This window comes from Sphingopyxis sp. (assembly GCF_035250425.1).
Classification (GTDB): Bacteria; Pseudomonadota; Alphaproteobacteria; order Sphingomonadales; family Sphingomonadaceae; genus Sphingopyxis.
On sequence record NZ_DATFFD010000127.1, the window covers coordinates 35,010 to 46,568 of the forward strand.

The following is an 11,559-nucleotide window of genomic DNA, read 5'->3' on the forward strand; positions in this document are numbered from 1 at the left end:
ATCAAGGACAAGTCGCAAAAAATCCTGCCGCTACTTGTCGCGCGTGGAAAGAAAGCCCTGGATATGTCCTTGCAGCACGATGGCGGTGAGACATCCTGATGCATAGGCACCCGTATCGATCCCGATGCGGTTGCAGCCCCGGTCAACATCGTCACTGATTGTATGCCCGTGAACCACCATCACACCATGGTCGCTGGTATCGCTCAGAAATTCGTCCCTTATCCAGCGAAGATCGCTCGTCTTCTGTCGGTCGAGGGGCGTTCCCGGCCGGACGCCGGCATGGACGAAGACATAATCGCCGTACCGGATCATGTCCTCGCCGCGCCCCAGATAATCGACGTGGGATTGGGGGACTGCGGCAGGAAACGCTTTGGCCAGTTCCTCGAACGGCAACTGCGCGAGCATGTCGTCATTTTTCAGATAGCTTCTGATCGTCGACTCGCCGCCAATCCGATAGAAATAACGCAGCGCGCGGACGTCGCCCGTCAGCGCCGCGAGCATGCATTCTTCATGGTTACCGATCAGGTGGTGAACACGGTCGAACCGGGAAGACAGGGTGATGGCCCGTTCGACCACTCGGTCGGATGACGGTCCACGGTCGACCAGATCGCCGAGCAGAATGAGGATGCATATGTCATACGTCCGCCGTTCGCGGTCGGCTTCAATACGGCCGAGCAGATCGGCGAACAGGTCATCCCGGCCGTGAATATCTCCAATGGCGTAAACGAGAAGTCCGGGCGGCACCGCGGGCTCGACTTCTGGAGATACTTCCCTTTTCCGGAACCGGGAAAAAATGCCCATGGCCGTCTTTGAAACCTGCTAAAATCTGCTGATCAATAACGCTGCAAGCGAGGAACGCCCGTTTAGCTACCTGGTTGCCGAGACACCAGCGATATGGAGGCTGCACTGTCGAATGGTTAAAGAAAAAGCAACCCGCCGCCGGGTATGGCGCATCCCGAGATTTACAATATGCGAGACACAGGAGCATCGCCGCGAATGTCAGCCCGGATCATCACTGTGTTCGGCACCCGCCCGGAAGCGATCAAGATGTTCCCGGTCGTCCAAGCGCTCCGGGCCGCGCCCGGCATCGACGCACGCGTGTGCGTGACCGCGCAGCACCGCGAAATGCTGGACCAAGTACTTGAGATCGCGCAAATCGTCCCCGACGTCGATCTGGACGTCATGACCCCAAATCAAACGCTCGATGCGCTGCTGGCCCGGCTCGTCACCGGGCTTGGCGAGACCTTCGACCGCGAAAAACCCGACCGCATCCTCGTCCATGGCGATACGCTGACGACGATGGCGGCAACGCTCGCCGCCTATTTCCGCAAGATACCCGTCGGCCATGTCGAAGCGGGCTTGCGTAGCGGCAATATCTATCACCCATGGCCCGAAGAGGTGAACCGCAAGGTCGCGGGCGTCGTCGCCGACCTGCACTTTGCTCCGACGGAGACCGCCGCGGCGGCGCTTCGTGCCGAAAATGTTCCTGCGAATCAGATTCATGTCACCGGCAACACCGTGATCGATGCGCTGCTCGCGACTACGGCGCGGATCGACGAAGAACCGTCGCTCGCGGCCGGGCTGGATCCGCTGCTGGCTCGCTTCGCAGGGAAGCGCATTATCGCAGTCACCTCGCATCGGCGCGAAAATTTCGGCGATGGGATGAAGGCGATCGCCGGCGCCATCGCCGGCATCGCCGCGCGACCCGATGTCGCCGTCATCTTCCCGGTTCACCCCAACCCGCATGTGCGCAGCGCGGTGGAACCGATCCTCGGCGGCCTCGCCAATGTCGCACTGATCGATCCGCTCGATTATCCGCATTTCGTCCGCCTGCTCGGCGCCTCGACGCTCGTCCTCACCGACAGCGGCGGCGTGCAGGAGGAAGCACCCTCGCTCGGCAAGCCGGTGCTGGTGATGCGCGAGACGACCGAGCGTCCCGAAGGCGTAAAATCGGGTACTGCGCGGCTCGTCGGCACCGACAAAAATCGCATCGTTTCGGAAATTTTCAGCCTTTTGGACGATGAAGGCGCCTATAATGCCATGGCCCGTGCGCATAATCCCTTCGGGGATGGCCGCGCGGCGGCACGAATATCGGAGATTGTGGCGCGTGCTCATTGATAGCGAACAGAAGGTCACCGTCCTCGGGCTCGGCTATATCGGCCTGCCCACCGCCGCGCTGATCGCGCGTTCCGGTTGCCGGGTGACTGGCGTCGACGTCAGCCAGAAGGTCGTCGATACCGTCAACAGCGGCAAGGTGCATATCGAGGAAGTCGATCTCGACGGCCTCGTTCAGGGCGTCGTGTCGCGTCGAACGCTGGTTGCTTCGACCGAAGTCGCCCCCGCCGATACCTTTGTCATCGCGGTGCCGACCCCGCATGATGAAGAGCATCGTCCCGACATCAGCCATGTTCTTTCGGCGGCGCGCGCGATCGCGCCGAAGCTCGAGTCGGGCAACCTCGTCATCCTCGAATCGACCTCACCCGTCGGCACCACTGAAAAGGTCGCCGAACTCCTCGCCGAACTCCGCCCCGACCTTAAGGTTCCGGGCGCCTGCACCGGCGCGGCCGACATCTTCGTCGCCTACTGCCCCGAGCGCGTCCTGCCGGGGCGCATTCTCGTCGAACTCGTCGACAACGACCGCTGCATCGGCGGTATCACGCCACGCTGCGCGCGCCGCGCGATGACCTTTTACCGCCAGTTCGTCCGCGGCGCATGCGTCACCACCTCGGCGCGCGCCGCCGAAATGGTAAAGCTGATCGAGAACAGTTATCGCGACGTCAACATCGCCTTCGCCAACGAATTGTCGATGATGGCCGAGCATATGGGCGTCGACGTGTGGGAGGTGATCCGTCTCGCCAACCGTCATCCGCGCGTCAATATCCTCCAGCCCGGCCCCGGCGTCGGAGGCCATTGCATCGCGGTCGATCCTTGGTTCCTCGTCCATGGCGCCCCCGACCACAGCCGCCTGATCCGTACCGCGCGCGAAGTGAACCTGGCCAAGACCGCGCATGTCATCGGCGCCGCCGAAATGCTCGTATCGCAGCATCCTAACGCGCGCGTCGCCTGCCTCGGCCTCGCCTTCAAACCCAATATCGACGACTTCCGCGAAAGCCCCGCGGTCGAGGTCGCCGCCGCGCTTGCGCGCCGTTTCGGCAAACAGATCGAGATCGTCGAGCCCTATGCACGCGGCCTACCCATGGAGTTCGCGGGCACCGGCGCCGAACTGATCGACCTCGACAGCGCGCTCGCCGGCTGCGACGTGCTGATCGTCCTCGTCGATCACGACCTGTTCAAGTCGATTCCGATCGAGGAGCGCGGCGACAAGATCGTCTATGACACGCGCGGCCTGTGGCTCGACCAGCCGAACGGCGGCAATGGCACTCGCCTTCATCGAGCCGCCTGACCTTCTTGCTTTTACGCAACAAAATGCGCGCTATTGGGTTATGAGGTGATCTCCGCGATCGTCATCCCGGCGAAAAGAGAGATAGGCTCCAACCGCGTATGCCCGTGCTGACTCGCCTCGAAACCATTGTGGTCGAAAAACCGTGGGGACGCACCGATATCCCTGGGGAATTCGGCGATTTCGGCGGTCGCCGCATCGGCGAGATCTGGTTCGCGCATCCGGGCGGCGCCGATGCCCCGATCATGGTCAAATTCCTCTTCACATCGGAGCGGCTGTCGATCCAGGTCCACCCTGACGATGCTGCCGCGCAAGCGGCGGGTTTTCCGCGCGGCAAGGAAGAGTGCTGGCTGGTGCTGGACGCCGAACCCGGCGCCGAACTCGGCGTCGGCCTGATCGCTCCGACGACGCGCGAGGCGCTGCACGAAGCCGCAATCGACGGCTCGGTCGTGGATTTGATCGACTGGCGCCCGGCGAAGGCCGACGACTTCGTTTACAATCGGGCCGGCACGATACACGCGATCGGCGCAGGACTGACGATCGTCGAGGTACAGCAGAATGTCGACTGTACCTATCGGCTCTACGACTATGGCCGCCCGCGCGAATTGCATCTCGACGCCGGGCTCGCGGTTGCCGAACTGGCGCCCCACCCCGATCCGCGCGACGGGCACGTCGCCGCGACCGCGAACCGCCTGCTCGTCGACGGTCCGCACTTCCGCCTACTCCATCTGTCCGGTCCCGACGCCGTGGCTTTCCTGCCGCAGGGAGCCAGCGACTTCACCTTCACCCCGCTATCGCACGGATGCAGCATTGCCGGCGAAGAGGTAAGGCTCGGCGAATGCGTCGCAACCGATCGGGCCGGCTGTGTGGCTCTCGCCCCCGGCGCGCGTGCGCTGCTGAGTTGGCCTGCCTGATTTCCTCCCCTAAGGGGTCAAGATGAGCAAGATAATTCCTGTCATTCTCTCCGGCGGTTCCGGCACCCGCCTCTGGCCCGTCTCGACCGACGCCTCGCCCAAGCAGTTCCAGCCGCTCACCGGCAATGGCAGCATGTTCTTACAGACCTTGGGTCGCACCGCCGACCGCGCCCGCTTCGCCGCCCCGCTCGTCGTTTGTGGCGACGCGCACGTCGCCTATGTCGAGGCCGATCTGGCAGCGGCGGGTATCGCCGACGCGCGGATCATCGTCGAGCCCGCCGCCCGCAATACGGCACCCGCCATCGCGCTTGCGGCGCTCGCAGCACGCGCCGACAATCCTGCCACGACGATCCTCGTCATGCCCGCCGACCATGTGATGACCGACGTCGCGGCTTTCCTCGCTGCGGTAGAGACAGCACGTCCCGCGGTCGAAGCCGGAGCGCTGGCGACCTTTGGCATAGCCGCGTCGCATCCCGAGACCGGCTATGGCTATATCGCGGCGGGCGATCCGCTTCCCGGCACCCCAGACGTCCGCAGGGTACGTCGCTTCGTCGAAAAACCGCCGCGCGACCAGGCAGAAGCGATGATCGCCGCAGGCGGACATTATTGGAACGCCGGTATCTTCCTGATGCGCGCAGACCATTTTCTCGCCGAGCTCGAACGACAGCAGCCCGCGATGGCATCATCCTGCTCGGCGGCGATCGAAAGCACACGCGTCGGTGATGCACGGATTCACCCCGACCCCGATGCCTTCCTTGTCAGCCCATCGAGTTCGATCGACTATGCGGTGATGGAAGGTGCGGATCAGGTCGTGGTCGTCCCCGTCGATCCGGGCTGGTCGGACGTCGGCGGCTGGGCGGCGCTGCACGAACTTGGTGACAAGGACCGCCACGGCAATGTCCGCGTCGGCAATGCCATCGCCATCGACGCGATGAGCAATTACCTGCACGCGGGCAAAGGCAAACGCGTGGCCGTGGTCGGGGTTTCCGACCTGATCGTGGTCACCCACGGCGATGACATATTGGTGATTCCGCGCGAGCGCGCGCAAGAAGTCAAATCGATCGTCGAATATCTTGCGGCCAATGCTTCGGACTGACCTCGACAGCTCCCCTTGCGGCTGGAGAAGTCGTCGCCCATATCCCGGCTCATGACCAATCCCCATGCGCAAAGTGCCGCACCCTGGCACGGAACCACCATCCTCTCCGCCCGCAGCGCCGACAAGGTCGTCATCATCGGCGACGGTCAGGTGTCGATGGGCCAGACGGTGATGAAGCCGAACGCCCGCAAGGTCCGCCGCCTTCACGACGGCAGCGTGATCGGCGGGTTCGCCGGCGCGACCGCTGATGCCTTCACGCTGTTCGAACGCCTCGAAGCCAAGCTCGAGCGCCACAATGGCCAGTTGCTGCGCGCGGCGGTCGAACTCGCCAAGGATTGGCGCACCGACAAATATCTCCGCAACCTCGAGGCGATGATGATTGTCGCCGACAAGGAGGTCACGCTTGTCATCACTGGCAACGGCGATGTGCTCGAACCCCTGGGTGGGATCGCGGCGATCGGATCGGGCGGCAACTTCGCGCTGTCAGCGGCGCGCGCGCTCGTCGACTATGAAAAGGATCCGGTGGTGCTGGTGAAGAAGGCGATGGAAGTCGCCGCCGACATCTGCGTCTACACCAACGACCAGTTCACCCAAGAAATCATCGAAATCCAGGCGTAATCATATGAACAAGGATCTGACTCCCAAGGCGATCGTCGCTGCGCTCGATACGCACATCATCGGGCAGGACGCCGCCAAACGCGCTGTCGCCGTCGCGCTGCGCAACCGCTGGCGCCGCCAGCAGCTTTCGCCCGACCTGCGCGATGAGGTGAGCCCCAAGAATATCCTGATGATCGGCCCCACCGGCTGCGGCAAAACCGAAATCTCGCGCCGCCTCGCGAAGCTCGCCGATGCGCCGTTCATCAAGGTCGAGGCGACCAAATTTACCGAGGTCGGCTATGTCGGCCGCGACGTCGAACAGATCGCACGCGACCTGGTCGAGGAAGCGGTGCGGCTCGAGAAGGAGCGCCGCCGCGAGGCGGTGCGCGCTGCCGCCGAAGAGGCCGCGATGGAGCGCCTGCTCGATGCCCTAACCGGCAAGGGCGCCAGCGAGGCGACGCGCCAGAGTTTTCGTCAGCGCATCCGCGAAGGCCATCTCGACGAGAGCGAAGTCGAAATCGAGGTCGCCGACGCCCCGGGCATGCCGTTCGAACTGCCCGGCCAGCCGGGGCAGATGAGCATGATCAACCTGTCGGACATGCTCGGCAAGGCGATGGGCGGCCTACCCAAGAAGCGCCGCAAGCTGAAGGTGATCGAGGCCGCGACCCGCCTGATCGAGGAAGAGCAGGACAAGCGCCTCGACCAGGACGATGTCGCGCGCGTCGCGCTCGCCGATGCCGAGGCGAACGGCATCGTCTTCCTCGACGAGATCGACAAGATCGCCGTCAGCGACGTGCGCGGCGGTTCGGTAAGCCGCGAAGGCGTTCAGCGCGACCTGCTGCCGCTGATCGAGGGCACGACGGTCGCAACCAAATATGGCCCGATGAAGACCGATCATATTCTCTTCATCGCCTCGGGCGCCTTCCACGTCGCCAAGCCCAGCGACCTGCTTCCCGAACTCCAGGGGCGCCTGCCGATCCGCGTCGAGCTCGGCGCGCTGACCGAGGAGGATTTCGTGCGCATCCTGAGCGAGACCAAGGCCGGCCTGCCCGAACAATATGTGGCGTTGCTCGGCACCGAAGGCGTCACGCTGACCTTCACGCCGGACGCGATCAAACGGGTCGCGAAGCTCGCCGCCGAGGTCAATGAACGGGTCGAAAATATCGGTGCGCGCCGCCTGCAGACGATCATGGAGCGGCTCGTCGAGGAAATCAGCTTCACCGCGGAGGACGCCCCCGGCACGACGCTCGAGATCGATGCCGCCTATGTCGACAGCCAACTCGCAGAAGTTGTCGGCGACACTGACCTCAGCAAATATGTCCTCTGATCGAGTGGCACCAAAATGCCCATTTTTTGGCTTAATTTCCACCCGGTGAGCGACTAGGGTCTGCTCCGGGGGGAGGCATTGCCGGGCGCACAGCGTTCCGCGTGAGATTCCCGAATTTTTAGTCGATGCGACGTCGCACGGGCGAACCCCGACGGCGCGCGCCGCGCTGGGGGATTATCACGGACGTGCTGCAACTCGATTCATGGTGGGCCAGGCTGGCAGCCTATTTCGCGACAAGCTTTCGCCTCGATGCGATCCTGATCTATGTTCCCGTAGTGCTGCTCGCCGCGCTGATCGTCGAATCCCTCGCCGTCGGCCGCCGGAAGTCAACGCTCGCAAACCTCGGAAAGGTCAGCAGGATCGATTGGACCCTGTATCTGGTCCAGCAATTCAACCTCAGCATCCTGCTGGGCTATGCCGCGACACTCGGGGTTGTCTATGTCCTCTTTCGCGAGCTCAACGGAGTCGCCGTCGACCTGATCCCGGCGGAGTTCCGGATCACGTCCGCGATCGCCTTTTTCCTTGCCACCGACTGCCTCGGCTATTGGTATCACCGCCTCGCGCACCGGTTCCCGGCGCTGTGGGAGCTGCATCACGTCCATCATTCCGCACCCGATTTCAACATCGTCAATGCGTTTCGCAGCCATCCCATCGAAACCGTGATTTCGCGCCTGTTCGTCGCCGTACCGATGGCGGCGCTTTTCCTTCCCGAGACATCGTCGCTCGGCGCCGGTGTGCTTGCCTATCTTGTGCTGATCAAACTGCTCAATCTGCTTCAGCACAGCGAGATCCGCTCCGACTTCGGCTGGCTCGGAAAAATCATCGTCTCTCCCGCGCACCATCGCATTCACCATTCGACCAACCCCGATCATTTCGACCGCAATTTTGGCAACAGCTTCATCATCTGGGACAAGCTGTTCGGCACCTATTGCACAGCACCGCGAAACGAAATCGACGCGATTAAAATCGGCCTCGACGACTATGACCGCAAAGCGGGCGTCGCGCTCTATCTCTGGCGTACCTACAACCGGTTTATATACACCGCTGCCCTGTCCGCGGTCCATTTTTTCGACCATATTCCCCGGTGGCGGCGGGCGCGACACATCCGCCCGACCGAAGGAACCGGCAGGGATTCCGAGGCCCGCCACTGACGGCGTAGACGGCGGGCGCAGGCCAGCCCCGCCTGCCGAGCCAAACGCCCCCGGATGCCCACCCGGCATTTTTCCGGCATCGGCGTTTCCTTCTCTTCTCAACCGTTCGTTCACCGAACTTCATTTGACTTTCTCGCGTCGTCAATGCGATGAATGCACCGACACGGTCGATCTGGGTCAAGCGACCGGCACGGAGACAGCAATGACGGATGAGGACGTCGCCCCCGAGCAGGGCGAGCTGGCGATCACGCGCACTGGGGATCGGCTTCGGCTGGCGCGGGAAGCGGCGGGTCTGTCGCTCGCTGACGTCGCGACGCGCACGCGCATCACACAGCGCCACCTCGCCGCGATAGAAAAGTCCGATTTCTCGGAGCTTCCGGGCCGAACTTATGTCACCGGCTTCGCTCGCGCCTATGCCCGCGCCGTCGATCTTCCCGAAGCCGAAATCGGCGCAGCGGTTCGTCGGGAACTCGAAGACGACGCCTATGGCTCGCGGCCGCTGTATGAAGCCTATGAACCCACCGATCCGGCGCGCCTGCCGACCGCGCGGCTGACCTGGACGCTGGTCATCGTAACCTTGCTGCTGGCGTCGGCCTATGGTGTCTGGCGTTTCCTGTCGGTCGAACCCGACGAGGCGCTGATCGCCGCGCAGAATCGCGACGCCGATGCGTCGGAGGCGCCGCAGAACGATGCCGCCGCCGCGCCGGCAACACAGGCAGGGGCGGCTGCCATCGCGGCAAACGCTCCCGTCGTGCTGACCGGCTTGTCGGAAGTCTGGATCGGCTTCGACGACGCACAGGGCAAGACCGAGAATTGGCGCACGCTCGAGGCCGGCGAAACCTATCAGGTTCCGGCGGACTATATCGAGCAGTTCACGCTGCGAACGAGCATCCCGCAGGCGTTGAAAGTCACCGTCGGCGGCCGCGACGTCGGCCCGATCGGCGCCGCCGACACGCTGGTGAAGAATGTCTCGCTGAAACCCGCCGACCTTGTCGCGCGCGCCGAAGGCAATGGGACGGCCGGTGCCGCGGCGCCGGCGGCACGGCCGCAGCCCAAGGGCTGAAACACCGACCATTCGGGCCGGTTCGAGCGGCAGCGCACCGAAATGGGTTTGCGCTGCTGCGCTTTGCCGCGTTATGGACGGTGGAATGGTTAATCAGTGGGGACCTAACGGCAGATGATGATGCGTCAGATCACTTTCCTCGGAGCGGCAACGGTTGCGCTCGCAGCGACGATGCCCGCCGCCGCGCAGGACAATACGATCGGCAAGCGGGTGGAGCGGCTCGAGAAGGAAATGCGCGCGGTGCAGCGCTCGGTCTTTCCGGGCGGCAGCCCGACTTTTTTTGAAGGCGAGATCGCGCCCGACAACACCCCCGGCGAGCGTTCGCGCACCAACGCCCCGGTGATCGACCTGACCGCGCGCGTCGACGCGCTCGAATCGCAACTGCAGGCATTGACCGGCCAGACCGAGCAGAACGCGTTCCAGCTTCGCGAGCTCGAAAAGCAGTTTACCGCCTACAAGGCCGAAATGGACAGGCGCTTTGCCGATCCCGCCGCGGTGGCGGCGCCGACCGCGACGCCCGCGAGCCTCGCACCGACCGTGAAGCCGCCCGCGGCCGCGACCACCGTCGCCGCGACCCCGGTGAAGAAGCCCGCAACGACGCCGGCGAAACCCGCGGCCTCCGACGCCGCGCGCCTCGCGCTCGTCAAGAAGGTCGAAGTTCCGGCCAGCGGCAACGAAACCAAGGACGCCTACGACTATGGCTACCGTCTGTGGGAAGCCAGGCTCTATCCAGAGGCGCAGGCGCAGCTGAAGTCGGTCGTCACCAAATGGCCGAAGAGCAGCCAGGCAAGCTTTGCACAGAATCTCCTCGGCCGCGCCTATCTCGACGAGGGCAAGCCCAGCCTCGCGGCTGTTGCCTTCTATAACAATTACAAGGACCGCCCGAGCGGCGCACGCGCGCCGCACAGCCTGATGTACATGGGCGTCGCGCTCGACAAGCTCGGCCGCAAGGCCGACGCGTGCAAGGCGTTCCGCGAACTCGACGAAGTCTATGGCGACAAGGCGCCGCAGGATGTCCGCACCGATGCAGCCGCCGCAAGAACAAAAGCGGGCTGCTGATCGCGATACCGCCGGCCGGCTGGCCGGCGATATCGCGGCGCTCCTGGGGCCGGGCTGGCATCGCCTCCACTATGGCGTCGCAGTTTCGGGCGGCCCCGACAGCATGGCGTTGCTCTGGTTGATCGCGTCGCTGCTGCCCGGACAGGTCCGGGCGGCGACGGTCGACCATGGCTTGCGCAGGGGATCGGACGAGGAAGCGCGCATGGTCGCGGGCTTTTGCGAGCGCGAGCATATCCCGCATTCGACGCTGCGCCCGCCGACGCCGATCAAGGGATCGCTGCAAGCGGCGGCGCGGACCGAACGCTATCGGCTGCTCGAACAATGGCGCGAAGCCAAAGCGCTCAAACATATCGTCACCGCGCACCATGCCGACGATCAGCTCGAGACGATCGTCATGCGGCTCAACCGCGGCAGCGGCGTCGGCGGGCTTGCCGCGATCCGCGCCCGCAATGGAGCGATCCTGCGCCCGCTTCTGCACTGGCGGCGCAGCGAACTCGTCCATCTCGCGCTCGAAAACGACCTGCCCTTCGTCGACGACCCGTCGAATAGCGACAATCGCTTCGATCGGGCGCGGCTGCGCCATGCGCTTCAGTCGCAGACCGCGCTCGACCCTGCTGCCGCGTCGAAATCGGCGGCGTGGCTCGCCGAAGCCGACGAGGCGCTCGACTGGGCGGTCGAACGGCTGATCGCTTCCTGGCCCGACGCGTCGGACATCGCGGTGATCCGCGACGACGGCTATCCGCCCGAGATGTTTCGCCGCATCGTCGCGCTGCGGCTGCGCGCCAACGCGCCGCAGCTCGTGCTGCGCGGTGCCTCGCTCGACGGCGTGATCGCGGCGATGCACGAAGGGCGGCGAGCGATGGTCGGCGCGCTGCTGATCGATGCGGTGCGCGGCCTCGAAGGGACGATCTGGCGCATTTCCGCGGCACCGCGCCGGAAAGCAGCGAAAAAG

Annotated in this window: 11 protein-coding genes; 10 read left to right on the forward strand and 1 reads right to left on the reverse strand. The window is 64.3% G+C overall.

The window, feature by feature from the left end; all coding sequences use genetic code 11:
* Positions 1-30: 30 nt before the first annotated feature.
* Positions 31-801 carry a metallophosphoesterase gene (locus VJ811_RS07400; RefSeq protein WP_324071614.1) on the reverse strand — a complete coding sequence of 257 codons (771 nt, stop codon included), beginning with the start codon at positions 799-801 and terminating at the stop codon, positions 31-33.
* A 195-nt stretch (positions 802-996) separates the two neighbouring features.
* On the opposite strand from VJ811_RS07400, the gene wecB reads away from it, so the two are divergent.
* From wecB to tilS, 10 genes are all read left to right on the forward strand, one after another.
* The gene (gene wecB, locus VJ811_RS07405) at positions 997-2,118 is read left to right on the forward strand and encodes a non-hydrolyzing UDP-N-acetylglucosamine 2-epimerase (RefSeq protein WP_324071615.1); all 1,122 of its coding nucleotides are present in this window, start codon (positions 997-999) and stop codon (positions 2,116-2,118) included.
* Positions 2,108-3,403: a UDP-N-acetyl-D-mannosamine dehydrogenase gene (wecC, locus tag VJ811_RS07410; protein WP_324071616.1), complete on the forward strand. Its 1,296-nt coding sequence runs from the start codon at positions 2,108-2,110 to the stop codon at positions 3,401-3,403. The genes wecB and wecC overlap by 11 nt, the downstream gene beginning before the upstream one ends.
* A gap of 98 nt (positions 3,404-3,501) precedes the next feature.
* A complete protein-coding gene (locus tag VJ811_RS07415; RefSeq protein WP_324071617.1) occupies positions 3,502-4,314 on the forward strand; it encodes a class I mannose-6-phosphate isomerase in 813 nt (270 codons plus the stop codon).
* Positions 4,315-4,336: 22 nt separating this feature from the next.
* A complete protein-coding gene (locus VJ811_RS07420; protein ID WP_324071618.1) occupies positions 4,337-5,410 on the forward strand; it encodes a mannose-1-phosphate guanylyltransferase/mannose-6-phosphate isomerase in 1,074 nt (357 codons plus the stop codon).
* 51 nt (positions 5,411-5,461) lie between these two features.
* Entirely contained in the window at positions 5,462-6,028 is a 567-nt protein-coding gene (gene hslV, locus VJ811_RS07425) for an ATP-dependent protease subunit HslV (protein ID WP_324071619.1), read from the forward strand.
* Positions 6,029-6,032: 4 nt separating this feature from the next.
* Positions 6,033-7,334 (forward strand): ATP-dependent protease ATPase subunit HslU, encoded by a 1,302-nt coding sequence (hslU, locus tag VJ811_RS07430; RefSeq protein WP_324071620.1) that lies wholly within the window; start codon positions 6,033-6,035, stop codon positions 7,332-7,334.
* Between the two features lie 125 nt (positions 7,335-7,459).
* Positions 7,460-8,485 carry a sterol desaturase family protein gene (locus VJ811_RS07435; RefSeq protein ID WP_324071621.1) on the forward strand — a complete coding sequence of 342 codons (1,026 nt, stop codon included), beginning with the start codon at positions 7,460-7,462 and terminating at the stop codon, positions 8,483-8,485.
* Between the two features lie 202 nt (positions 8,486-8,687).
* A complete protein-coding gene (locus tag VJ811_RS07440) occupies positions 8,688-9,548 on the forward strand; it encodes a helix-turn-helix domain-containing protein (protein ID WP_324071622.1) in 861 nt (286 codons plus the stop codon).
* 114 nt (positions 9,549-9,662) lie between these two features.
* Positions 9,663-10,607 (forward strand): tetratricopeptide repeat protein, encoded by a 945-nt coding sequence (locus VJ811_RS07445; RefSeq protein WP_324071623.1) that lies wholly within the window; start codon positions 9,663-9,665, stop codon positions 10,605-10,607.
* Positions 10,561-11,559, forward strand: a 999-nt coding sequence (gene tilS, locus VJ811_RS07450; protein WP_324071624.1) for a tRNA lysidine(34) synthetase TilS, incomplete at its 3' end; no start/stop codon positions are given. The genes VJ811_RS07445 and tilS, both read left to right, overlap by 47 nt.

What these genes read in the sequence shown, in the direction of transcription:
- VJ811_RS07415 (WP_324071617.1), top strand. Translation starts at nt 3,502, where the DNA reads ATGCCCGTGCTGACTCGCCTCGAAACCATTGTGGTCGAAAAACCGTGG.
- VJ811_RS07435 (WP_324071621.1), top strand. Translation starts at nt 7,460, where the DNA reads ATGCGACGTCGCACGGGCGAACCCCGACGGCGCGCGCCGCGCTGGGGG.
- VJ811_RS07420 (WP_324071618.1), top strand. Translation starts at nt 4,337, where the DNA reads ATGAGCAAGATAATTCCTGTCATTCTCTCCGGCGGTTCCGGCACCCGC.
- VJ811_RS07445 (WP_324071623.1), top strand. Translation starts at nt 9,663, where the DNA reads ATGATGATGCGTCAGATCACTTTCCTCGGAGCGGCAACGGTTGCGCTC.
- wecB (WP_324071615.1), top strand. Translation starts at nt 997, where the DNA reads ATGTCAGCCCGGATCATCACTGTGTTCGGCACCCGCCCGGAAGCGATC.
- VJ811_RS07440 (WP_324071622.1), top strand. Translation starts at nt 8,688, where the DNA reads ATGACGGATGAGGACGTCGCCCCCGAGCAGGGCGAGCTGGCGATCACG.
- VJ811_RS07400 (WP_324071614.1), bottom strand. Translation starts at nt 801, where the DNA reads ATGGGCATTTTTTCCCGGTTCCGGAAAAGGGAAGTATCTCCAGAAGTC.
- hslV (WP_324071619.1), top strand. Translation starts at nt 5,462, where the DNA reads ATGACCAATCCCCATGCGCAAAGTGCCGCACCCTGGCACGGAACCACC.
- hslU (WP_324071620.1), top strand. Translation starts at nt 6,033, where the DNA reads ATGAACAAGGATCTGACTCCCAAGGCGATCGTCGCTGCGCTCGATACG.